Here is a 22,150-nt window from a genome sequence, read left to right on the forward strand (position 1 = left end):
TGGTTCTAGTGTGATCTTCAGCCAGCCCTGCTGAGCTTCGGCCGCAAGGTCGAGTCGAGGGGGCGGTTGTGCGTCAACCATCTGGGGAATCAGTTGGCCGGTCGGCGAGGGTTCTCGTGGTGGACGACGAGTCCAACATCCGTTCCCTGCTCTCGGCCACCCTGCGCCTGGTCGACTTCGACGTACGCAGCGCCGAGGGCGGGCACGAGGCGTTGGCCGTCGCCGCCGAGTTCGAGCCGGATCTCGTCGTGCTCGACGTGATGATGCCCGACCTCGACGGCCTCCAGGTGGCGCAACGGATGCGTGCCATGCCCACCGGGCCGGAGGTGCCCGTGCTGTTCCTGACCGGACGGGACCGCGTCGAGGACCGCATCTCGGGACTCATCGCCGGCGCCGACGACTACGTCACCAAGCCGTTCAGCCTGGAGGAGGTGGTGCTGCGGATCCGGGCGATCCTGCGCCGCAGCCGGGCCGAACGGGCCGACTCGACCCTGCGCTATGCCGACCTTGAGCTGGATGACAACGCCCATGAGGTACGCCGGGGCGGGCGGCTGATCGACCTCTCACCGACCGAGTTCAACCTGCTGCGCTACCTGATGGTCAACGCCGGTCGGGTGGTCAGCAAGGCGCAGATCCTGGACCGGGTGTGGAGCTACGACTTCGGCGGCGACGGCCGCATCGTCGAGTCGTACGTCTACTACCTGCGTAAGAAGATCGATCGACGGGATCCGCCGCTGATCCACACCGTACGCGGTGTCGGGTACGCGCTCCGGCTGCCCCGGACGGCGAACGGGTGATCCGGCCGAGGCGCCGGGCGGCGCGTCGCCCGGCGCGCTGGAGCCGGCGGTCCCGGCTGGTCGTGGTCTCCGCCCTGCTCTCGGTGGTCGCGCTGCTGGTGGCGAACACCGCCGGGTTGCTGCTGCTGCGCGGTCGTCTCGTCGATCCGGTGGACGGGCAGTTGACGCGCACCGTCGAGGGTCTGCTCTTCGTCGACGGGGTGGTGATGGCGCTGGCGTTGAGCGTGACGTCGGCGGTCGCGTTGACGACCACGCTCGACCGGATCGGCGCGGAGGTGGTGGCCCGCGACGCCGCCGAGCAGCGGCTGCGCCAGTTCGTCGCGGACGCCTCGCACGAGCTGCGGACCCCGCTCACCTCCATCCGAGGGTTCGCGGAGCTGTATCGCCGCGGTGGTGTCCCACCCGGTCCGGCGCTGGACGAAACGATGAGCCGGATCGAGGACGAGGCGGCCCGGATGGGACTGCTCGTCGACGATCTGTTGCTGCTGGCCCGGCTGGACATCGAGCGACCGATGCGGCGTCAGCGGGTGGACCTGCTGGCGATCGCCGCCGACACCGTCCGGGACGCGTACGCGCGCGTGCCGGACCGGCCGGTCCGGCTGGAGGCGCTCGGCGGGGACCGGGCGGGCCTCGAACCGGTCGGGGTGCAGGGAGACGAGCACCAGCTGCGTCAGGTCGCCACCAACCTGGTCGCGAACGCGTTGCGGCACACCCCGGCCGGGACCGACGTGGCGATACGGGTGGGTCGGCTGGGGACGGGTGCGGGCCGGCAGGCGGTGCTTGAGGTGGCCGACAACGGGCCGGGGATCCCGGCCGAGCACGTGCCGCACATCTTCGAGCGGCGCTACCGGGTCGATGCGGGTCGGGCCCGCGGCACCGAGGTCGGCTCCGGGTTGGGGCTGGCCATCGTGGCGACGATCGTGCAACGGCACGGCGGCCGGGTGGAGGTGGTCACCGACGTGGGACGGGGAGCGGTCTTCCGGGTGTTGCTGCCGACCGGCCCGGCCTTTCCGACCGTCGCCGAGCCCGGCGACTGACCACGTTCCCAGCGTGCTCCGAGGAAACACCGGGTCCGCTCCGAGGCGTACGGTCCAGGCTGTTCCGCATGCCAGTGGGACGCCTGGCCCGGCTACGCCGCCCTTCGCTGCTTGTCAACGCCGCACTCGGCGTGCTGGTGCTCGGTGGCGGAGTCTGGGTCTACACAATCTTCCGGGACGACACGCCGGCTGGGGCGGACAGCGGCACGGCGACCCGGACCGTCGAGGTCGCCCAGGGCACGGTGACCGCCACCGTCTCCTCGTCCGGCACCGTGCAGAGCGCCTCGACCGCCAATGCCGAGTTCGCCACCTCCGGCACGGTCACGGAGATCCGGGTCAAGGTCGGTGATCTGGTCAAGAAGGGCCAGGTGCTGGCCGTGGTGGACGACGCCGCGGCGAAGCGGGCCCGCACCGCTGCCAAGGCCAACCTGACCGCGGCGGAGGCGGCCCTCGACCGCGCCGAGGAGGCCGGCGACGACACGACGACGGCCGAGACCGAGGTCACCAGCGCCGAACTGGCCGTCGAGGAGGCCGAGGAGGCGGTGGCGGGGACGGTGCTGAAGGCACCCATGGCCGGTACGGTCGTGGCGGTCAACGGCAGCGTCGGCGGCTCCTCGGGCGGCGGTTCCTCGGGCGGCGGCTCCAGCTCGGGCGGGTCGGGCTCCGGGTCGACGAGCGGTGGCAGTTCCGGCAGCTCGTCGAGCTTCGTCGACATCGCCGATCTGACCAAGCTGGAGGTCTCCGCCGCCGTGGCCGAGGCCGATGCCACCAAGCTCAAGGCCGGCCAACCGGCGACCGTCACCTGGAACGTGCTCACCGACGTCACCGCCACGGCCACCCTGGCCTCCATCGACCCGAACGCGAGCAGCAGCAACGACGTGGTGACGTACGGGGTGGTGTTCAGCCTGGAGAACCTGCCTGAGGGGGTCCGCGCCGGACAGACCGTCGAGGTGTCGGTCGAGGTCGGCCGGGCCGAGAACGTGATCTACGTGAACTCGGTCGCGCTGACCACGGTGGGCAGCCGGCACACCGTCACGGTGCTGGAGAACGGCCAACAGGTGACCCGCCCGGTCGAGGTCGGTCTGGCCGGAGACCAGGCGGTGGAGATCACTTCGGGCGTGTCGGTCGGCGAGCAGGTCGTGGTCAGGACGTCGACCAGTGACAGCGGCGGCAGCCCGCAGGGTGGTTTTCCGGGCGGCGGGCCGGGCGGGGCCAACGGCGGCGGCTTCCCGGGCGGCGGCGTCAACAGCGGCGGCACCAGGTCCGGAGGACGAGGATGACCGGCGGGCGTCCGCCCGGCCCGACGGTGGCCGCCGGACATCCGCCCGGCCCGACGGTGGCGCGCGGCCCGCGTCCGGTGCTCGACGTGCGGCGGCTGACCAAGGTGTACGGCGAGGGCGAGGCGACGGTGCATGCGCTGCGCGGCGTCTCGATGGTCGTCGAACGCGGCGACTATGTGGCGATCATGGGATCGTCCGGTTCCGGCAAGTCGACCTTGATGAACATCGTGGGCTGTCTCGACGTGCCGAGCACCGGGAGCTACCTGCTCGACGGGGTGGACGTCAGCCGGCTCAACGACCGGCAGCTCGCCCTGGTCCGCAACCGGCGGATCGGCTTCGTCTTCCAGTCGTTCAACCTGATTCCCCGGACCAGCGCGGTGGCCAACGTCGAGCTGCCGTTGGCGTACGCCGGGGTGAAGGCGGCGCAACGGCGACGGCGCTCGCTGGCCGCGCTGGAGCTGGTGGGGCTCGGCGGCCGGGCCGACCACGGACCGAACCAGCTCTCCGGTGGCCAGCAGCAGCGGGTGGCGGTGGCCCGCGCGCTGGTCACCGAGCCGGCCCTGATCCTGGCCGACGAGCCGACCGGAAACCTGGACAGCAAGTCCACCGAGGACATCCTGGCGGTCTTCGACGAGCTGAACGCGGCCGGTCGCACCATCGTGCTGATCACCCATGAGCCGGAGGTCGGCGCGCGGGCCCGCCGGCTGGTCAAGCTCTTCGACGGGCAGATCTCCTCGGACGTGCGGCACCGTCCGATCGGCGTCGGGGCGTCCCGGACCGATCAACCGACCATCCGGATGGGGCGGCTGCGGTGAGCTTCTTCGAGATCCTGCGGTTCGCCGTCCGCGGGGTGACCGCCAACAAGCTCCGGTCGGCGCTGACCATGCTCGGCGTGTTGATCGGGGTCGGCGCGGTGATCCTGCTGGTCGCGGTCGGCAACGGCTCGGCCCGGCAGATCGCCGACCGGATCGCCGCCCTGGGCACCAACACGCTGACCGTGCAGAGCGCCGCGCGGGGCGGCAGCAGCAACACCGCCATCACCGTGCAGATCGCCGAGGCGTTGCAGGACCCGGTGCTGGCGCCGGACGTCAAGTCGGTCTCGCCGGTGGTCAGCACCTCCGCGACCATCACCTACCAGGGCAGCGACCACTCGGTGCAGCAGTTCGTCGGAACGTACCCGAGCTATTTCGCCGCCTCGAACACCCCGGTCGGCACCGGGGCCGCCTTCACCGCGGAGGATCTGGCGCAGGGCCGCCGGGTGGTGCTGATCGGTACGACCGTCGCCGAGGAGCTTTTCGCCGGCACCGACCCGCTCGGCGAGCAGGTCACCGTCGGCGGCGCGCTGTTCACCGTGATCGGGATCCTGGACGAGAAGAGTTCCGCCTCCGGGTTCCAGGACGTCAACGACGTCGCGGTGGCTCCGCTGACCGCCGTGCAGCAGGCCCTCACCGGGTACGGCGCGGTCAACTCGGTCATCGTGGAGGCGGCCGGCACGGACCGGGTCAACGACGTGCAGGCGCAGGTCGCCACCATCCTCGACCAGCGGCTGAAGGTCTCCGGCAACGACAGTTCGACGCCGTACCGGATCCAGAACGCCGCGCAGTTGCTGGAGACGCAGACCGAGACGGCGAACACCTTCACCGTGCTGCTCGGCGCGGTGGCCGGCATCAGCCTGCTGGTCGGCGGGATCGGCATCACGAACATCATGCTGGTGACGGTGACCGAGCGGACCCGGGAGATCGGCATCCGCAAGGCGTTGGGCGCGCCACGCCGGGTGATCCTGACCCAGTTCCTGGCCGAAGCGACCATGCTCAGCCTCATCGGTGGCGGCCTCGGCGTCGCGGCGGCCCTGATCGGCAGCCAGTTCAGCATCGTCGGCATCAAGCCGGTGATCGTGCCGAGTTCGATCGCGCTCGCGCTGGGCGTCTCGGTGGCCATCGGACTCTTCTTCGGCAGCGTCCCGGCGAGCCGCGCCGCCGGGCTACGGCCAATCGACGCCCTCCGTTACGAGTGACCTCGGGAAAACTGATGACAGACGTATCTGCCGGCCAGCGCCGTGCCGGCGAACACCGTGCCGATGCCGCGCCCGGCGGCCCCGACGACGATGGGCTCGCCACCGAACTGGTCGCGCTGGCCGGCCGCCGCTGGTGGAACCGGTGGACCGTCTACCTCGGCGCGGTGGCGCTGGCCATGGCCGGCTTCGCGGGCGGCGTCCTGGTGGAACGCGAGTACGGCACGCCGGCGTCCGGGAGCCCGGCCGGCGCCCGCCCCGGGCCGGCCGGGACCGCGGGCTTCCCCGGCGGCCGGCAGCAGGGCGACGGCGCGCCGGGCGGCGTCACGAACCCGGACGGCGCCACCGGCGCGGCAGCCACCACCGGCACGGTGAAGCTGGTGGACGGCACGACCCTCTACGTGCAGAGCGCGGACGGCACGGTGATCACCGTACGGACCACCGACGACACCGCCGTGCGGGTCGCGGAGGCCGGCGTGCTGACGGACCTGAAGGTCGGCGACCCGGTGACCGTGCAGGGTGCCGACTCCGCCGGCACGGTCACCGCCACCACCATCACCGCCACCCCCGAGTAGCGCCGACCCGTCGACTCCGGTTGCGCCGTCGGCCTGCACCGCAGCGGCCGGGGCCGCTGACCGACCGGGCCGCCCACCGGTCAGCGCGGCGGTGGTAGGTCGCGGAGGTCGAGCCGGCGGCGCAGGTCCGCGGGGAGCAGTTCGCGGAGCTGCTCGGGCAGCAGCGGCAGGTCCAGCAGGCTCAGCTTGAGCTGGCTGCGTTCCTGGTAGCGGCCCGGGTCCAGGCGGACCACCTGGCCGGCGTCGGGGCGGTAGCGGATGTGCACCGCGCCCTCCGTCGACCCGCCGCGGATCACCACCCCGTCCACCTCGACGGCGACCGGACCGGACCCGGGGCGCAGCTCCAGATGGACCACCTCGGTCGGCGAGAGCACCACCGCCCGGGTGATGCCGGCCATCGGCGCGCTCGGGGTGACGACCACCGCCTGGGTCGCCGGGGAGACCAGCGGTCCGCCGGCGGCGTAGCTGTAGGCGGTCGAACCGGTCGGGGTGCTGACCACCAGCGCGTCGCAGCGGTAGTAGCCGTAGCGCTGGCCGTCGACGGCCAGGGTGGCCGTGACGAAGCCCTGTCCGGGCTGGCGGACCAGCGCGATGTCGTTGAACGCGACCACGTCGTCGCCGCACACGTCGCAGGCCAGGCAGCTGTGCGCCTCGATGGTGAAGTCTCCGGCCAGCAGCCGGTCCAGCGCCGTCGACAGCTCCGGTGGCTCCACCTCCACCAGGAACCCCACCCTGCCCAGGTGCACGCCGAGCACCGGCGTCGGATCATGCACGGCCAGCCGCAGCGCGCCCAGCATGGTGCCGTCCCCGCCGATGCTGACCAGCACGTCCGACCGGGCGACGAGGTCCTCCTCCGGCATCGCCCGGACGGGCTCGGGCACCCGGTGCCGGTCCTCGGCGCGTACCGCCAGAACGGCCTCGTGGTGGGTGGCCCAGGCCGCGATGGTGTCCACCACCGGGGACACGTCCCGGGTGGGATGGAGCACCAACCCGAGCCGGATCCGGTCCATACCCACAGCTCACCACAGCCCGGCGGGTTCCACGGCGGTACGCGCGAGGCGCGCCGGCGGTGTCCCGACCGCCGGCGCGCCCTGGACCGCGGTGGTCGCCCGGCGGGCTCAGCGGGCCAGCGGAATTCCCGGCTGGCGCTCGTGGAGCGGACCGGGAAGGCTGCCACAGAGCCGGGCGAGCTGGTCGACGACCTTGTCCGGCTCGTCGAACGGATCCAGTCCACTCACTTCCAGGGGATCCAGGACGGGGACGGTCACGTGCGAGATCAGCGGATGGAGGGGCCGGTGGTCGACCTCCCCCTGACCGAGCAGGTCCTCGTGCAGCTTCTCACCGGGGCGCAGGCCGGTATAGACGATCTCGACCGGGCTGGCCGCCTGGGCGACCATCCGGCGGGCGAGGTCGTCGATGCGCACCGGCTCGCCCATGTCGAGGACCAGGGCCTCGCCGTCGCGGCCGATGCTCGCCGCCTGGAGCACCAGGTGCACCGCCTCCTGCACGGTCATCAGGTACCGCGTCACCTCCGGGTGGGTGACGGTCAACGGCTGACCTGCCTCGATCTGCCGCTGGAAGGCGGTCACCACGGAGCCCCGACTGCTCAGGACGTTGCCGAACCGGACGCTGAGGAAGGTGCCCGGGTGGGCCGCCGCGGCGTGTGCGGTCAGCATCTCCGTGATGCGCTTCGAGTAGCCGAGCACGCAGATCGGGTTGGCGGCCTTGTCGGTGGAGATGTTGACGAAGCGCGCGACATCGCGGCAGGCGTCCAGGACGGTGAGGGTTCCCCAGACGTTGGTCTTGACCGCTTCGCCGGGATGCCGCTCCAACAGGGTCAGGTGCTTCAGCGCCGCGGCGTGGAAGACGATCTCGGGTTGGCGTTCCCGCATGATGCGCCGAACCCCCTCGTCGTCCCGCAGGTCGGCGAGGATGAGTTCGGGACCGTCCAGCAACGCCCGTCCGGTGAGTGACATCTGAAGGCCGTGCAGCGCCGACTCGTCCCGGTCGAGCATCATGAGCTCACCCGGATTGGCGCGCATGATCTGCCGGCACAGTTCCGAGCCGATCGAGCCGCCGGCGCCGGTGACCAGCACCCGCCGGCCCGAGAGCCCGTTGTCGTCCAGGGCCAGGTCACCGACGACCTGGCGTCGCCCGAGCAGATCGCTGATCTGGACGTCGCGCACGTCCCTGACGGTGATCCGGTGGTCCACCAGCTCCCGGACGGGTGGCAGGACCTTGAACGCGGCGCCCGTCCGGAGGGTGGCCTCCCGGATCTCGCGGATCAGCGTGGCGTCGGCGTTCGCCACGGAGAAGATCACGGTCGTCGCCCCGGTACGGCGGAGGGCGTCGGCGAGCTGGCCCCGGCCGCCCAGCACCGGGACCCCGGCGATGCGCAGGTCACGCCGGTCCGGGTCGTCGTCGAGGGCTCCGACGGGGAGGTAGCGGCCGTTCGGATCGCTGAGCATCGCGCGTACCAGCCCCTGCCCGGCCTCGCCGAGACCGAAGAGGAGGACCGGCGTGGCCGAGCGGGCGTCGGGGCGCATGGCGCGGTCGCGCCGGTGCCGGTGCAGCAGGCGGGAGCAGAGCATCAGGAGCAGCGCCAGCGCGCCACCGACCACGGGGGTGCTGGCGGGCACCGGACGCTCGCCGAGCGCGAGCAGGGCGACCAGCACCAGCGTGGCCGTGGTGGCGGTGGTGCCGGCGAGCCCGCGGACCTCCTCGATGCTGCCGAGCGGCTGCCGGCCCGAGTAGATCCGGCGCAGCGCGCTGATGCCGACGTGGAGCACGGCGGCGGCGCCGCCGATCAGCATCACGCTGGCCGCCTGTTCGCTGGTGAGCACCTGCTCGTACCGGGTCCAGCCGGCGACGGTGAAGCCACCGACCCAGGCGAGGGCGTCGGCGGCCAGGAAGATGGCGGTACGACGACGGTTCACCCTGGCGCGGTTCGTGGTTGTCGAAGCCGACCGCTGAACAGGCTGTATCTCGGGTGGCATGCACAAACTCCCTGTCCTGTCCGTGGCCGGCGATGACCTACGGCAGGTCAGGGGCCACGCACGTCCCCTAACTGCTTAGCCGAAGTAAAGCGTTTCGTTTCCGTTTTCACGTTTCTGTGGCCGGATGTCTGGTTCCCCATCCGAATAATCGCTGAGCGGCGCGGTAATCGGGGGATGTTTCATTTTTGCCAGCCCGGCGGGATGCCACGGCGGCACGCAAAGGCGCGCCGGCGGTCTGCTGACCGTCGGCGCGCCCTGGACCGCGATTACCGGCGCGGCCGGCCGGTCAGGTGGGTCAGCGACCGGGCGACCAACTCGTCGCGGGCGGCCGGCGCCAGCCCTTCGAGCCCGAAGCCGAGGTAGACGGTGTCCCTGGTGACCACCACCGAGCCCTCCTCGAACGCCTGCTGGCTCCGCGACCAGTCGTTGGCCCCCGGGCTGGAGCCGGCCGGCGGCCCGGCCACCGTCCAGCCACCCAGGTCCGTCTCGAACGAGGTCTCCGCGACGGTGGCCCCGTCGACGATCACCCGGGCGTCGTCCAGGAACACTCCGAGGTTCTGGGTGGCCCAGTCGGTCACGTAGGTGATGGAGACCTCCACCTGCCGGCCCGCGTACGCCGACAGGTCGACCACGAACTCCTTCCACCCGTTGGACGTGCCGGTGGCCGCGTGCCACTCGCCGGTGGTGCCGGTCGGCGAGCAGTCCGCGCCCTGGTAGTGCGCGAGGAACGGGTGGATCTGCTGCACCCAGCCGGAGGCGCAGCTGTTCCCGGTCTCCGGCGCGGTCAGGCCGCCGGCGTCCGGCAACGTGGTCCACTCGTCGCTGCCCACCTCGTGCGCCTCGACGATCATGAAGTCCCAGTCCGTCTCGATGTCGAACGAGGTGTGGAAGCGCAACTCGCCGCTGCCGGCCCCGGTCAGGTCGACGGTCCGGGTCAGCCGCTTGTACGACTCGTCGGACTGCCCGCTGAACAGGTACCAGTCGCCCGTACGCGGATCGAACGGCGCGCCGCCCGGCCGCGTCCAGCCCACCGGCGCGGAGCTGGCGAACTGCGGGAACTGCTCGACCGGCAGGAAGCCCGACGTGGTCAGGAACGACGCGGTGTGGTCCTGGTTGCCCGCGGACCCCTCGGCGTTGAGCGTGCCGGTGAAGCCGGCGAACGCCCCGGCGTCACCCTGGACCGGGTACGGCTCCCCGTCGGGCGAGGTGCCGCCGTCGCTGACGTAGTTGTACGCCCCCAGCCAGTACTGCTGGAAGTCGTTCAACAGTGGCAGGCAGGTCGGGTCGCCGGCATCGGTGCACTCCGGTGGCGCGTCCGGCTGGTAGCCGTACAGGCCGTTGGCCGCCTGGGCGTAGAGCGCGTACTTGCCGCTGACCAGCAGCTTGCCGCCCTCGTTGAGGTAGTCCCGGACGGAGAGCTCGATGTCCAGCGCGGCCTTTGCCACGGTGCCGGGCACCTGGCCGGCGGAGCGCAGGATGATGTCGTCGCCGGTCTCCCAGACCACCGCCTTGTAGTGCGACAGCACGCCCAGGTGGTGCGGGGCGGCGCGGCCCATCGCGTCGAAGTCGTACACGTCGCTGCTGCGCCCGGCGGCGCGCAGCGAGGCGGCGATGCCGTCGGCGTACTTGGCGGTGCCGGTGTTCTGGACCGGGCTCAGCCCGGTGACGTCCTCCACCGCCAGCACCAGCACGTCGCCGCCGATGTCGTGGTGCACCCGGTAGGTGAAGCGCTCGCTGGTCACTGTGCCCTTCCCGGGCCGGGCGCCGGTGAACCAGACCCGCACCCGGTCGCCGGGCTTGGCGCCGGTGACCTTTCCGCGCAGCTCGGCGTAGTAGTCGTTGTGGGTGTCGCCGTAGCGCTTACCGCCGCGCCACTCGGTGACCCTGGTGGACTTCGCCCTGCCCCCGTTGATCGTGTAGTTCAGCTTCACGTTCTTCAGCGACCGCCGGGTGATCGCGGCGACCTGCTGGTCCCGACCGTACGAGACGTCGAAGGAGTCGACCACGAAGTCCGGCGTGCTGCGGCCGACCACCGAGACCGGCTCGTCCGGCCGCTGCGCCGACTTCGCCACGGCGAGTGCGAACGGCAGGTTCTTGGCCACCTCGGCGGCGATCAGCTTCTCGTCGTCGGGGAAGGTGAAGATGCTGACGCAGTCCTCCGGGTGCCACTGGTCGTTCGGGTCGGAGGCGGCGGCCGTCTGGCAGGTGGACATCTCCGGGGTGAATCCGAGCGTGCCGTAGCGCACCGTCGCGTGGGTGTCGGTGTCGCCGTTGGTGGTGTACAGCTCGGCGGAGAGATCCGGGTCGTAGCCGGGGATCGCCGGATTGGCGTCGTCACCGGCCAGCGCCTCGTAGATGACGTCGTCGGGCGACGGCGTGGAGACCTGCCAGCCGATGCCGTAGAGCAGCAGCTGGGCGGCGGAGTGGTAGTTCACGAAGAACGTGAACCTGAGCCGCTTGAAGAGCGCGTCCAGCGCCTTGGTCTCCGGCTCCGAGTTGGGCCCGGGGCCGCGGTAGGTCTCGCTGGTCGGGTCCGGCGAGGAACCCTCGTTGTCGTAGCCCCACTTGTAGCTGAAGTTACGGTTCAGGTCGACGCCGTCAACGCCGGTGATCTTCCCGTCGCCGTCGTTGTCGCGCAGGTTCTTGCGCCACAGCCGGTTGCCCGCGGTGAAGGTGTGGTCGTATCCGTCCGGGTTGAGCACCGGGATGAACCACAGCTCGGTCGAGTCGACCAGCCGGGTGATCTCCCGGTCGGAGCCGTACCTGCTCAGGACGTGGTGCATCAGCCGGCGGGTCATCTCCGGCGTGATCCACTCGCGGGCGTGCTGGGCGCCGGCGTAGAGCACCGCCGGGCGCTTGCCGTCCTTCGTGGTCTTCGCGTTCTTGGTGACCTTGATGGCGAGGATCGGCTTGCCCTGCGCCGAACGGCCGATGGTCTGCACCTGGGTCAGCTTCGGGTAGCGGGCCGCCGTCGCGGTGATCTCGTCGCGGATGCCGCCGGGCTCGCTGTACGAGCGGAACGCCCGCCAGCCCGTCGCCGCCTGCTCCCGCAGCACCTGCGAGGCGTTCTTGCCCCGGACCTGCTTGACCGACAGCCGCACGCCCTTGCGGGCCAACCGGTCGGCCTGGCCGCGGCTGAGCACCGTCTCGATGCGCGTGTTGCCGGCCTGGTCGGTGCTGGTCTCGTGTCCGATGTCGACACCGGCCTCGCGCAGTTGGTGCAGTTGCGTCGGGCCGACCGTGCCGACGTACACCTCCAGGCCGTCACGGCCGCCCGGGTCCGACTGCGGCCGTGCGCTCGCCGGTGCGGTCAGCGCGAGCGCGCCGACCAGAGTGAACACGCCGGCGATCGCCAGCGGTGTGCGCCTCATCCTGCCCCCTTCGTAAGAGCCTGGGGTGAGCTTCGCGGTTACCCCTGATCTATGTCAATCAATTGGTTCGGATTGTGGGGCGGATGGCCAATGAATTGTCAATGCGATAGGAATTCACGAGAATGTCTCGCTATGTGTTGCATGTTCGCTAATGGTGGTGCGCGATGTTAGTTTGATTTGTCTGCCCGGCCTTGATCGGATACAGCGGAGGCCCCTCATATGAGAAATGAGTCAAGCCAGGTTCGCGTTCGAGAGGCGACTCGTTCGCTGCTCGACGAGCGGCCGGCGAACCACGGTCCCGAACGGCATTCCGCCGCGACGCCGCCGGTTCGCCGGATTGCCCTGGTGACGCACGGGCTGCACCGCAACGGCGGCGTGGGGTCGGTGGTCAACTGGCTGTACGAGGGGCTCGTCGCCTCCGGGCGGTACACAGTGGACGTACATGACCTGGCGACGTCCGTCCGGGACACCTCCAGCCGGCGATTGCTCGCACCCCGGTCGTGGCGGCGGGCGAGCCTGCTCGGGCCACCGGGCGGGGTGCCGCACGAACGGTACTGGGGCGCCAACGCGGTCGAACTGGAGTTCATGAGATACCGGCCCCGGCCTGAGCTGACCGCGGCGCTGTCGGGATACGACTGCATCCAGGTCGTCGGCGGCTCGCCCGCCTGGGCGGCCCCGGTGCTCGCCGCCGGCCCGCCGGTCGTGGTGCAGATGGCCACGCTGGTCGAGTGGGAGCGGGCCTGCGGCCTCCCGTCCCGCTGGCGTCCGTCGGGGCTGTGGCGCGCGGCGATGACCCGGCTCACCAGCCGGATCGAGCGGTCCGTGCTGACCGCGGCCGACGCGGTGCTGGTGGAGAACCAGGTGGTCTTCGACTGGATCGAGGCGCTCGGGCAGCCGAACGTGATGCTCGCGCCGCCCGGCGTCGACACCGAGCGCTTCTCGCCGCCGCCCACCGGCTGGCGCGCTGACGGGTACCTCCTCTCGGTCTGCCGGTTGGGCGATCCCCGCAAGGGGCTCGACCGGATGGTCCGGGCCTATGCCGAGGCCCTGCGGACACGGCCCGACCTGCCACCGCTCATCCTGGCCGGCAAGGGGCGGCCCGAGCCGGAAACGACGGCGCTCATCGCGGAACTCGGCCTCGGCCCGCGGATCCGGATACGAAGCGACGTGCCGGCCGACAAGCTGGTGGAGCTGTACCGGGGCGCGTCCGTCTTTCTCCAGACCTCCCACGAGGAGGGCCTCGGCCTCGCGGCCGTGGAGGCGATGGCCTGCGGTGTCCCCACCGTGCTCACGGCCACCCACGGCGCGCGCGAGTGCGTGGTCGACGGGCGGACCGGCTGGTTGGTCCCGCTGGCACCGGCGGCCGAGGTGGGCCGGTCCGTCGCGGCGCGGCTCCTCGACGTTCTCCACCACTCCGGCCCGGCGATGGCTGCGGCGGCCCGTGACCGCTGCGAGGAGCGCTTCTCCCGCCGGGTGGCGCTGCGCCGCTTCACCGACACGTACGATCGGCTGCTGGCGGGCCCGGCGGGCAGCAGGTGACGTCCGCGACGTCCTACCGTGTCGTGGACCCTGAGCGGACGCCGACACGATCGCCCCTCAAGACCCGGGCGGTGCGCGGCCGGCGGCGCAAGGTGCCCCGGCTGACCTGGCTGCTGCAACTCTTTCCGGTGAGCATGGTGGTGCTCGCCCCGTACGCCGTGCTCATCGTCCCGATGGCGGTGCTGAACGGCAACCCGGACGTCGGCTTCATCATCATGCTGCTGGCCCTGGCGCTGCCCGGGTGCCTGGCGGTGGAGCTGGCCTTTCTCCGGCGGGTGGGCCGGCGGGGCGAATGGCACCGCGCGCTGACCCAGGCCAGCGCCGGCTATCCGCGCCTGTTCACGATCGCCCGGGTGGTCGCCATGGTCAGCATCACCGCCGATCTCGTCGGCGCCTGGGCCGGCCGGGGAACGATTTTCACGCAGGTCACGGGCGAGATCGCCGGATCACCGGCGGCCGTGGCCAGTTCGCTCTTCATGGGTTGGCGGTACCTCGCCTTCGCCCTGCTGGCCGCGAGCCTGCTCGCCGGCCAGTGCAGCCGGGCGGCCTGCCTGCGCTGGACGGCCTACCTGGTCGGCACGCAGGTGGCGGTCGCCATGACCACGGCGTTGACCGCGCCGCTGATGGGTTACCTGTCCTTCGTCGTGACGGTGGCGGCCATCTGCGGGCTGCTGCACACCCGCTTCGTGGTCATCGCCATCGCGACGCTGCTCCTGATCTGGCCGACGATCTACGCCCAGCGCAACGAGGTCCGGTCGCAGGGGGGCGTGGCGGTCGACGAGACGGTGAGCTCCGCCGACCGGTTGCGCTTCGACCTCCAGGTGACGCGGGCCAGCAAGTACGACGTACCGGTCGACATCGAGCACCCCGGTCTGCAGCAGATCGTCCGTTACGGCCTCGTGCCCCGGATCCTGGACCCGGATCGGCCGAGCCTGTCGACCGGCGCGCGGATCAACGAGTACCTCGGCGGAACCTCCACCTCCGCCTACACCTTCCTCTCCCTCGGCACGATCTACTTCATGAAGGGGCCATGGGGAGTGGTCCTGTACTACGCCGGGTGGGCGCTCGTCGCCCTGCTGCTGCTGCGCGTCGGTGGCGCGCCCGGGCCCGCGCGGCTCGCGATCTTCAGCTTCGTGGTGGCGGGTCCGCTCCTGTGGTCCAAGGTCTATCCGGAGTCGATGATCGCGTTCGTGCAGTTCACCGTCGCCGCGCTGCCGGCCCTGCTGATCCTGCGGCTCACCCGGCAACGGGCGGCGTCGCGGGCACGACCCGAGAACAGCTGGTCCGGATCGTGACCACGGCGGCGTCGCCGAGGCCCGGTGCGGTTGTCGGACGGGACCCGGGCCGCCGGGGGGCCCGGAAGTTCGGCCGGCGTGCCGTGGTGGCGTTGTCGGTGAACGGGTTGTCGAGCGTCGGCAACCTGATGGTCTCGGTGTCCGTCGCGCGGGGCGAGTCACTGTCCCGGCTGGGCCAGTACGCCCTGGCCTTCTCGATCTACGTGCTGGTCGTCGGCCTGGTGCGTACGGCGGTCACCGAGTCGGTGCTCGCCGCGCGAACCGGGCCGGCGCCGAAGACGATCGCGGACGGGGCGCGGCGGGCCTGCGCCATCGCCGTGGTGACCGGGGTGGCGGCGGCGGGCGCCGGCGTCGTGGTCGGCTCCTCGTACCTCACGATCGCCGGGCTGGCCCTCCCCGGCCTGGCGCTCTACGACTACGCCAAGGCCATCAGCATCGGTGTCGGTGGGACGCGGGTCGCCGTGGTGCAGGAGTGCGTATGGACCGCCTGCACGGCGGTGGCCGTCGGGGCGGCCTTCGTCACCGCCGTCCCGCCGGTCATGATCTTCGCCGGCTGGGCCGGGTCCGGCGCCCTCACCGGCTACGTGGTTGCCCTGTGGCAGCGGCACGGCGCGTTGCCCGGGTGGGGGCTCGACCGTCGTGACACTCGCGTCGCGGCCACCTTCGCCGCGCAGTTTCTGGTCACCACCGGCTCCGCCCAACTGGCCCTGAGCGGCCTGGCCGCCACGGCCGGGGTGGCCGTCGTCGGCGCCCTCGGTGCGGCCCGGACGGTCTTCGGGCCGGTGACCCTGCTGATGACGACGCTCTCCTCGCTGATCGTCCCGTACCTGGCACAGATGCGTCCGGACACCCCGCGAGCCCGGGTGCGGATCGCCGGCACGGTCGTCGCGCTCGCCGTCGGCCTGATGTTTCCCCTGGTGATCGCCGTGTGTCTGCTGCCCGACGAGGTCGGCCGGGCCGTGCTCGGCGAGAACTGGCACGCCGCCCAGCCGCTGCTGCCGCTGCTGTCCATCGAGGCGTTGCTGGCCCCGGTCGCCCTCGTCGCCTTCGCCGGGCACCGGGTGCAGTCCGCCAGCGGCCGGGCGCTGGCGATCGGCGTGGGCCTCGGGCCGCTGCGGGTGGCGGTGATCGTCGCGGGCGGTGTCCTGTTCGGAGCCGGCGGCGCGGCCGGAGCGTTGGCTGCGCTGGCCCTGCTCAGCGCCGCCTGTTGGTGGTTCAGCTATCTGTCTCTGGGTTCGGAGAAGGGATCCTTGCGTTGACTTCCTCGGTCGGACTGGTCTGCCTCGGCGAGGCCGGCAACTTCGGTGATGACCTGATACTGATCGCCGGGGTCAGTACCGCAGCCGCGGTTTCGGACGGGGACGTCCGATACCTCAGCTTCGGCCGGAGCATCGACTGGTCCGCGATCTCGACCCGGCTCCGGACCCCGCTCAACCCCCGGCCGGTCCGTGCGGGCCGCGACCTGCCCGGCTCACGGCGCAGCGAACTGAGCTTCCAGGGCTGCTCCGCGGTGCTGTTCGGCGGTGGTGGGCTGCTCCAGACCAGTCACCATCCGCACACCCCCTACCGGTGGCTGAGTTTCCTGCCCCGACACCTGCCGGCGGTGCCGGTGCTCGCCGTCGGGCTCGGTCTGGGTCCGATCAGCGCCGACTGGGAACGCCGGCTGCGGGAACTCGGCTCCCCGTTCGACGAGTGCTACCTGCGTGACGACGACTCGGTGACCCTGGCCGAGCAGCGGCTGGGGTGGCGCGCCCGGCGGTGCCGGGACTTCGTCGACCGCGCCTTCCTGGCGCAGCTGGGGCTGCACTGCGCACCGGCCGGCGGAGATCGGGCGAGGTCGCTCGGGGTGGCGCTGCGCCAGTGGCCGGGGCTCGACGTGACCGAGACCGCCCGGCACGTCGCCCGGGTGGCCGAGGCGTACGGCGTCGAGACGGTGCGGTTCTTCGTGCTGGAGGCGGGGGCCGGTGGACCCGATGTGACCTTCACCGAGCAGGTGTGCCGGCAACTGGGCACGGGCGATGCGACGGTTCTTCCGTACCTCGGTACGGATCTGCTTGACTTCGCCGCCGCGATGGCCGAGTGTTCGGTCGCGGTCTCGATGAAGCTCCATTCGAGCGCGCTCTGGGCGGCCCTGGATGTGCCGATCTTTCCCATCTGCTACGCGCCGAAGACGGCGGCGTTCTTCGGCCAGCCGTTCGCCGGGCTGAGAATCCACGACCGGGTGCTGCCGCCCGCCGTCGACGACGAGCGGGTGCCGCGGGCGGCCGACGTGGTGGGACCGTGGCTGCGGCAGGCCCTCGCCGGGCAGGTGCCCGTCACCCGCGCGCTGTTGAGCAACGGGGACAAGTTGCGATTCCAGACGTCGGGCACTGCCGTCAACATCTACCGCCGCCTCGGACGCACGGTCCGCAGCACGATCGGCGTCGGCCCGCGCTGACCCGCGCTCACCGGTGCCGGTCGATGGTGGCCAGGGCGGCGCGGACGCGCTCGGCCACCGTCTTGACCTCCGGCTCGGTCAGTTCGGCGTAGGTGGGCAGGTTGATGCCCCGCCGGCTCAGGTCGGTCGTCACCGGACAGTCCGCGGTCGGGTCGTGATGCGGCGGCAGCTCGGGGATCGGAACGAAGAAGGGGCGGGTCTCCACGCCGAGCCGGTCGAGCGTGCCGGCCAGCGCGTCGCGGGACGTCGCGTCCCCCTCGGGCCCGACCAGGAAGGCGGCCATCCACGGCGCGCGGCGCACGCCGGGCAGCACGGGCTGGGGCGACAGCTGCGCCTCGCCGGCCAGGTGTTCCTCGTAGCCGGCGATCACCCGGTCGCGCTCGGCGATGATCTCGTCCGCCCGGTCCAGTTGGGCGCAGAGCAACGCGGCACAGAGGTTGGTCATCCGGTAGTTGTAGCCCAGCACGGGAAAGTAGTAGCGCCGTTGCGGATCCATGCCCTGGTTGCGCAGCAGGCGCATCCGGTCGGCCAGCTCGGCGTCGGAGGTGGTCACGCAGCCGCCTTCGCCGGAGGTGATCACCTTGTTGCCGAAGAAGGAGAAGGTCGTGGCGTCGGCCAGGGAGCCGGCGGGGCTGCCGTCGAGCGCGGCACCGAACGACTCCGCCGCATCGGCGACCAGCAGCAGCCCGTGCCGTTGGCAGAGATCGCGCAGCGCGGGATAGTCGGCCGGGTGGCCGTACAGGTCGACGGCGATCACCGCTCGGGTGCGCGGGCCGATCGCGGCGCGTACCGCGGCGGGGTCGATGCACCAGCTCTGGGGCAGCACGTCCACACAGATGGCGCGCGCGCCGCAGTACGCGACGGCGTTCGCCGTGGCCACGTAGGTCAACGCGGGAATGATGACCTCGTCCCCCGGCCCGATGCCGGCCGCCGCGAGCACCAGGTGCAGGCCGACCGTGCCGTTGCTGGTGGCCACCGCGGTGCCGGCGGCGCATCGGAGGGCGAAGCGCTCCTCGAAGTCACGCAGGTACGGGCCCTGCGACGAGACCCACCCGCTCCGGACCGCGTCGAGGACGTAGCGCTCCTCCAGCGCCGAGATGCTGGGCCGGGCCACCGGGTAGCGGTCGGGCATGCGGTCGCTCACGGCACCGCCTCCTGGCTGAGTGCGGTGGCGAACGCGGATCGTGGCACCGGGCCGGGCCGGCCCTGCGCCGCCCAGCGCAGCACGTCGAGATAGTCGCGGCCGGTGGCCTCCCAGGTGCGGGCGGCGAGCCGGCCGTTGGCGCGGCGGGACGCGGCGGCGTAGTGTGCCCGGTCGTCCAGCAGCCGCCGGACCGCCTCGGCCAGGGAGGCCGGGTCCTTGGCCCGGAACACCGTCGCCTCGGCCCCGGTGAACTCCAGCTGGGCCCGTAGCGGCTCGGCGTCGGCGCAGGCGACGGGGAGTCCCCAGCTGAACGCCTCCAGCATCGTCCCGCTGGCCGCCTCCCAGAGCGAGGGCACCACCACCGCGTCGGCTCGGGCGTAGATGTCGTTCAGCTCGGCCAGGGTGACGAATCCGGGGAAGGACACCCGGCCGCGCAGGTCGGGCAGGGTGGCGCGGGCGAGCAGGCGACTCGCCTCCGGCTCGACCAGCGGCCCCGGGCAGATCAGGCGGCACTCCGGGAGCAGCGCCATCGCCTCCAGCAGGGTGGAGTGGTTCTTGTGTGTCGCGGTCGAGGAGGGATAGACGAGCAGCCCCGGTTCGCGCCGGGCGGGCGCCTGCCTCGGCGCGGGCTGGAAGGTCGGCGTCGGAATGAGCACGATTCGCTGCGCCGCTTCGGGAAACAGCTGCCGCGCCTGCTGGTACGGGTGCGGCCAGGTGATCACCACGGCGGCTGCACGGGCGACGTTCTCCCGGATCACGGCCGCGAATCCGGGGGCGTGGAAGTCGGCTTGCAGGTGCCGCAGGTCGTGCAGGACGACGACCGACGTGCCGGGTCGGGCCGGAACGCAATGGAACGGGTACAGCGTGACGTCCGCCTGGTCCGGTGTCGGTCCGGAACGCTGGCGGAGGGCGTTGACCGTCCTGCGGACGGCCAGCGAGTTGCGCACCCGGGCCGGGGTCAATCGACGCAACAACTGCCCGGTGGAGTTGTCGGAGCGCAGTGGCTGGGCCACCTCGGCCCAGCCGATCCGATCGGTGGGCAGGTGCCCGCGCCACTGGTCCAGGGTGCCGCGAAGGATGTTGACCCGCAGGTGGCAGGAGGGGTCGGCGGCCATCCCGGCCAGCAGCCCGTAGGTGAATGCCTCCACACCGGCGGCGTGGCCGGGGCGGATCGGGGTGGCCTCGACGGTGATCCTCATCGGTCCACCCGCACCAGGCGTCCCATTCGCTCGTCCTCCAGGAGCTGGCGGTCGGCGTCGACCATGACCCGCACCAGGTCGCTGAAGAGGGTCTTGGGCGCCCAGCCGAGGCGACGACGGGCCTTCCCGTAGTCGCCGATCAGGGCGTCGACCTCGGCCGGCCGGAAGTAGGTCGGGTCGATCTCCACGTACTGCTGCCAGTCGAGTCCCACCTGGTCGAAGGCGGCCTCGACGAACTCGCGCACGGTGTGCCCCTCGCCGGTGGCGACCACGTAGTCGTCCGGCTCGTCCTGCTGTAGGGCCAGCCACATCGCCTCCACGTACTCCGGGGCGTAGCCCCAGTCCCGCACCGCGTCGAGGTTGCCCAGGTAGAGCTTGTCCTGAAGGCCCACCTCGATCCGGGCGACCGCCCGCGTGATCTTGCGGGTCACGAAGTTCTCGCCCCGTCGAGGGCTCTCGTGATTGAAGAGGATGCCGTTGACGCAGAACATGCCCCATGACTCGCGGTAGTTCACCGCCGACCAGAAGGCGTGGACCTTGGCACACGCGTACGGACTGCGCGGGTGGAACGGCGTCTCCTCGCGTTGCGGCGGCGGGGTCGAGCCGAACATCTCGGAGGAGGACGCCTGGTAGTAGCGGCAGCCGAGGCCGGCGGCGCGGGCGGCATCGAGAAGGCGAAGGGCGCCGAGCGCGGTGACGTCGGCGGTGTAGGCGGGGATGTCGAAGGAGACCCGCACATGGCTCTGCGCGCCGAGGTTGTAAATCTCGTCCGGCCGGATGTCCCGGATCAGGGCGGTCAGCGTGGCCGGGTCGGACAGGTCGCCGTAGTGCAGGAACAGGCGGGCCCCGGTGTTTCGCGGGTGTACGTCGATGCGGTCGAGCCGTTCGGTGTTGAACGAGGACGACCTCCGCTTGATCCCGTGCACCGTGTATCCCTTGTCCAGCAGGAGTTCGGCCAGGTAACTGCCGTCCTGCCCGGTGATACCGGAGATGAGTGCCACTCGTGACATTGAATCCCTCTCGCGCCCAACGAAGTTTGTTCCCGCGGAATCCTTATATCGGGTTTCCGGGTCGTTAATTCTGGTTTTCCGCGTAGTCGTGCGCGGGCGTCACCTACTGTGATTTCCAGTCACCGGATCGGCGCTCGATCGTTGGGCCAGACAGGTCTGTGCCGCGAGCGAGGAGCGAAGATGGCCAACGACACCACCCCCGCGGCCGATCTCCGAGAACGGTTCGCGACCGTTGGTGAGAGGCCTTTTCGGGTCCTGGTGACGGCGGAGTACTTTGCTCCCGGCTGGCGAGCCGGGGGGCCTGTGCGCTCCATTTCCGACGTGCTCGACATGGCCAGTGACGAAATCGACACGACCATGTTGACCCGGGACCACGACCTCGGTTCCAGCGAACCCTATCCCGACCTTTCCGGCCGCTGGGTCCGCTTCGGTCGGACGAACATCTTCTATCTGGGAGTGCGCCGGCCAACGCACTGGCGGCTGCTCTGGCGGTCATTGCGCCCGTCCCGGTTCGACCTGCTCTACGTGAACAGCGTCTGGTCGACCTTTTCGATCCTGCCCATCGTCGCCGCGCGGCTCGGCCTGCTGCGAGTGGATCGCATCCTGGTGGCGCCCCGGGGCGAGTTCGGGCGGGCCGCGCTGCGGCTGCACGGCGCCCGCAAGCGGATCTTCCTGGCCGGTTGGCGGTGGATGCTGATGCAGCCCCGAGTGCTGTGGCATGCCACCACGCCGGTCGAGGCCGCGGACATCCGGCGGGTGCTGCCCCGGGCGCGCATCGCGGTGGTCGCCATCGGCCGGGGGCCGGAGCCGGAGCCGGAGCCGGCCGAGCCGCCGGCGACCGAGCACGCGCGGCTGGTCTTCATCGGGCGGATCTCTCCGATGAAGAACCTCGACCTGCTCCTCGCCGCGCTGGCTCACGTTCCGGTGCCGGTGCGGCTGGACATCTACGGTCCGGTGGAGGACGTGGCGTACTGGCGGCGGTGTCAGGGGCTGCTGGCCTCGCTGCCCGAACGGGCCGCCATCACCTACCGGGGGGAGCTGCGCCCCGAGCAGGTGCGCGAGACCTTCTCGCGATACGACGCGTTCGTCCTGCCGACCCGGGGCGAGAACTTCGGCAATGCCATCGCCGAGAGCCTGTCGGCGTACTGCCCGGTGGTCTGCTCCGACCGCACGCCCTGGACGGCCGTGCTGCGCGACGGTGGCGGTCTGGTCCTCAAGGAGTTGACTCCGTCGGCGTTGGGCGCCCTGGTCACCCAGGTCGCCACGGCCGGGCCCGAGCAGCGGCACGCGGCCCGGGTGGCGGCCGGGGCGGCGTACCGCCGCTGGCGCACGAGCCGGGCCCGGGTCAGCGTGCTCGACCAGGCACGACAGGTGATCCGCGACCCGGCCTACCGGCTGCCCCCGCAGGGGCGGTCCCGGTGAGCCGGCGGGCAGCCGGCCTGCCGAGTCACTCAGCGAA

General features: G+C 71.5%; 16 protein-coding genes and 1 pseudogene. 11 read left to right on the forward strand and 6 right to left on the reverse strand.

The features are described from left to right. Positions 1 to 68: 68 nt before the first annotated feature. The 6 genes and pseudogenes from ACQPYA_RS10340 (at position 69) to ACQPYA_RS10365 (ending at position 5,700) form a co-directional block, all read left to right on the forward strand. Positions 69 to 797: a response regulator transcription factor gene (locus ACQPYA_RS10340; protein WP_433532393.1), complete on the forward strand. Its 729-nt coding sequence runs from the start codon at positions 69 to 71 to the stop codon at positions 795 to 797. A 239-nt stretch (positions 798 to 1,036) separates the two neighbouring features. Continuing rightward, positions 1,037 to 1,943 (forward strand): annotated as a pseudogene (locus ACQPYA_RS10345) (sensor histidine kinase); the annotation flags it as partial. Continuing rightward, on the forward strand, positions 1,903 to 3,114 hold the full coding sequence (locus ACQPYA_RS10350) for an efflux RND transporter periplasmic adaptor subunit (RefSeq protein WP_433532394.1): 1,212 nt from the start codon (positions 1,903 to 1,905) through the stop codon (positions 3,112 to 3,114). The pseudogene ACQPYA_RS10345 and the gene ACQPYA_RS10350, both read left to right, overlap by 41 nt. Further along, on the forward strand, positions 3,111 to 3,929 hold the full coding sequence (locus tag ACQPYA_RS10355) for an ABC transporter ATP-binding protein (protein WP_433532395.1): 819 nt from the start codon (positions 3,111 to 3,113) through the stop codon (positions 3,927 to 3,929). The genes ACQPYA_RS10350 and ACQPYA_RS10355 overlap by 4 nt, the downstream gene beginning before the upstream one ends. Next, positions 3,926 to 5,128 carry an ABC transporter permease gene (locus ACQPYA_RS10360; RefSeq protein WP_433532396.1) on the forward strand — a complete coding sequence of 401 codons (1,203 nt, stop codon included), beginning with the start codon at positions 3,926 to 3,928 and terminating at the stop codon, positions 5,126 to 5,128. Before ACQPYA_RS10355 ends, ACQPYA_RS10360 begins: the two co-directional genes overlap by 4 nt. 14 nt (positions 5,129 to 5,142) lie before the next feature. After that, the gene (locus ACQPYA_RS10365) at positions 5,143 to 5,700 is read left to right on the forward strand and encodes a hypothetical protein (protein WP_433532397.1); all 558 of its coding nucleotides are present in this window, start codon (positions 5,143 to 5,145) and stop codon (positions 5,698 to 5,700) included. A gap of 80 nt (positions 5,701 to 5,780) precedes the next feature. On the opposite strand, the gene ACQPYA_RS10370 is transcribed toward ACQPYA_RS10365, so the two are convergent. The 3 genes from ACQPYA_RS10370 to ACQPYA_RS10380 form a co-directional block, all read right to left on the reverse strand. Beyond that, positions 5,781 to 6,710 (reverse strand): NAD(+)/NADH kinase, encoded by a 930-nt coding sequence (locus ACQPYA_RS10370; RefSeq protein WP_433532398.1) that lies wholly within the window; start codon positions 6,708 to 6,710, stop codon positions 5,781 to 5,783. A gap of 108 nt (positions 6,711 to 6,818) precedes the next feature. Further along, complete coding sequence (locus tag ACQPYA_RS10375) at positions 6,819 to 8,696, reverse strand: polysaccharide biosynthesis protein (RefSeq protein WP_433532399.1); 1,878 nt, start codon at positions 8,694 to 8,696, stop codon at positions 6,819 to 6,821. 266 nt (positions 8,697 to 8,962) lie between these two features. After that, complete coding sequence (locus ACQPYA_RS10380) at positions 8,963 to 12,067, reverse strand: M14 family zinc carboxypeptidase (protein ID WP_433532400.1); 3,105 nt, start codon at positions 12,065 to 12,067, stop codon at positions 8,963 to 8,965. A gap of 345 nt (positions 12,068 to 12,412) precedes the next feature. Here ACQPYA_RS10380 and ACQPYA_RS10385 point away from each other — a divergent pair, with 345 nt between their 5' ends. The 4 genes from ACQPYA_RS10385 to ACQPYA_RS10400 all read left to right on the forward strand — a co-directional run bounded on the left by ACQPYA_RS10385 (position 12,413) and on the right by ACQPYA_RS10400 (position 17,338). Next, positions 12,413 to 13,606: a glycosyltransferase family 4 protein gene (locus tag ACQPYA_RS10385; RefSeq protein WP_433532401.1), complete on the forward strand. Its 1,194-nt coding sequence runs from the start codon at positions 12,413 to 12,415 to the stop codon at positions 13,604 to 13,606. Positions 13,607 to 13,629: 23 nt separating this feature from the next. After that, positions 13,630 to 14,901, forward strand: coding sequence for a hypothetical protein (locus tag ACQPYA_RS10390; protein ID WP_433532402.1), 1,272 nt, complete (start codon positions 13,630 to 13,632; stop codon positions 14,899 to 14,901). Between the two features lie 86 nt (positions 14,902 to 14,987). Further along, positions 14,988 to 16,160 (forward strand): oligosaccharide flippase family protein, encoded by a 1,173-nt coding sequence (locus tag ACQPYA_RS10395; RefSeq protein ID WP_433532403.1) that lies wholly within the window; start codon positions 14,988 to 14,990, stop codon positions 16,158 to 16,160. Next, a complete protein-coding gene (locus tag ACQPYA_RS10400) occupies positions 16,157 to 17,338 on the forward strand; it encodes a polysaccharide pyruvyl transferase family protein (RefSeq protein WP_433532404.1) in 1,182 nt (393 codons plus the stop codon). The genes ACQPYA_RS10395 and ACQPYA_RS10400 overlap by 4 nt, the downstream gene beginning before the upstream one ends. Positions 17,339 to 17,345: 7 nt before the next feature. Here the strand turns inward: ACQPYA_RS10400 and ACQPYA_RS10405 are convergent, their stop codons facing one another. Genes ACQPYA_RS10405 through gmd form a run of 3 tightly spaced genes read right to left on the reverse strand, consistent with a single transcriptional unit; the run spans position 17,346 to position 20,691 of the window. Next, positions 17,346 to 18,482 (reverse strand): DegT/DnrJ/EryC1/StrS family aminotransferase, encoded by a 1,137-nt coding sequence (locus ACQPYA_RS10405; RefSeq protein ID WP_433532405.1) that lies wholly within the window; start codon positions 18,480 to 18,482, stop codon positions 17,346 to 17,348. Next, positions 18,479 to 19,681 carry a glycosyltransferase gene (locus ACQPYA_RS10410; protein ID WP_433532406.1) on the reverse strand — a complete coding sequence of 401 codons (1,203 nt, stop codon included), beginning with the start codon at positions 19,679 to 19,681 and terminating at the stop codon, positions 18,479 to 18,481. Before ACQPYA_RS10410 ends, ACQPYA_RS10405 begins: the two co-directional genes overlap by 4 nt. Beyond that, entirely contained in the window at positions 19,678 to 20,691 is a 1,014-nt protein-coding gene (gmd, locus tag ACQPYA_RS10415) for a GDP-mannose 4,6-dehydratase (RefSeq protein ID WP_433532407.1), read from the reverse strand. The genes ACQPYA_RS10410 and gmd overlap by 4 nt, the downstream gene beginning before the upstream one ends. Positions 20,692 to 21,021: 330 nt before the next feature. On the opposite strand from gmd, the gene ACQPYA_RS10420 reads away from it, so the two are divergent. After that, positions 21,022 to 22,113 carry a glycosyltransferase gene (locus tag ACQPYA_RS10420; RefSeq protein ID WP_433532408.1) on the forward strand — a complete coding sequence of 364 codons (1,092 nt, stop codon included), beginning with the start codon at positions 21,022 to 21,024 and terminating at the stop codon, positions 22,111 to 22,113. Positions 22,114 to 22,150 lie beyond the last annotated feature (37 nt).

The sequence above is a fragment of the Micromonospora sp. CA-263727 genome (genome assembly GCF_050942455.1).
Classification (GTDB): Bacteria; Actinomycetota; Actinomycetes; order Mycobacteriales; family Micromonosporaceae; genus Micromonospora.

Excerpts from the sequence above, each read along its gene's own strand:
- ACQPYA_RS10420 (WP_433532408.1), top strand. The coding sequence starts at position 21,022 with ATGGCCAGTGACGAAATCGACACGACCATGTTGACCCGGGACCACGAC.
- ACQPYA_RS10380 (WP_433532400.1), bottom strand. The coding sequence starts at position 12,067 with ATGAGGCGCACACCGCTGGCGATCGCCGGCGTGTTCACTCTGGTCGGC.
- ACQPYA_RS10365 (WP_433532397.1), top strand. The coding sequence starts at position 5,143 with ATGACAGACGTATCTGCCGGCCAGCGCCGTGCCGGCGAACACCGTGCC.
- ACQPYA_RS10410 (WP_433532406.1), bottom strand. The coding sequence starts at position 19,681 with ATGAGGATCACCGTCGAGGCCACCCCGATCCGCCCCGGCCACGCCGCC.
- gmd (WP_433532407.1), bottom strand. The coding sequence starts at position 20,691 with ATGTCACGAGTGGCACTCATCTCCGGTATCACCGGGCAGGACGGCAGT.
- ACQPYA_RS10375 (WP_433532399.1), bottom strand. The coding sequence starts at position 8,696 with ATGCCACCCGAGATACAGCCTGTTCAGCGGTCGGCTTCGACAACCACG.
- ACQPYA_RS10355 (WP_433532395.1), top strand. The coding sequence starts at position 3,111 with ATGACCGGCGGGCGTCCGCCCGGCCCGACGGTGGCCGCCGGACATCCG.
- ACQPYA_RS10350 (WP_433532394.1), top strand. The coding sequence starts at position 1,903 with ATGCCAGTGGGACGCCTGGCCCGGCTACGCCGCCCTTCGCTGCTTGTC.
- ACQPYA_RS10370 (WP_433532398.1), bottom strand. The coding sequence starts at position 6,710 with ATGGACCGGATCCGGCTCGGGTTGGTGCTCCATCCCACCCGGGACGTG.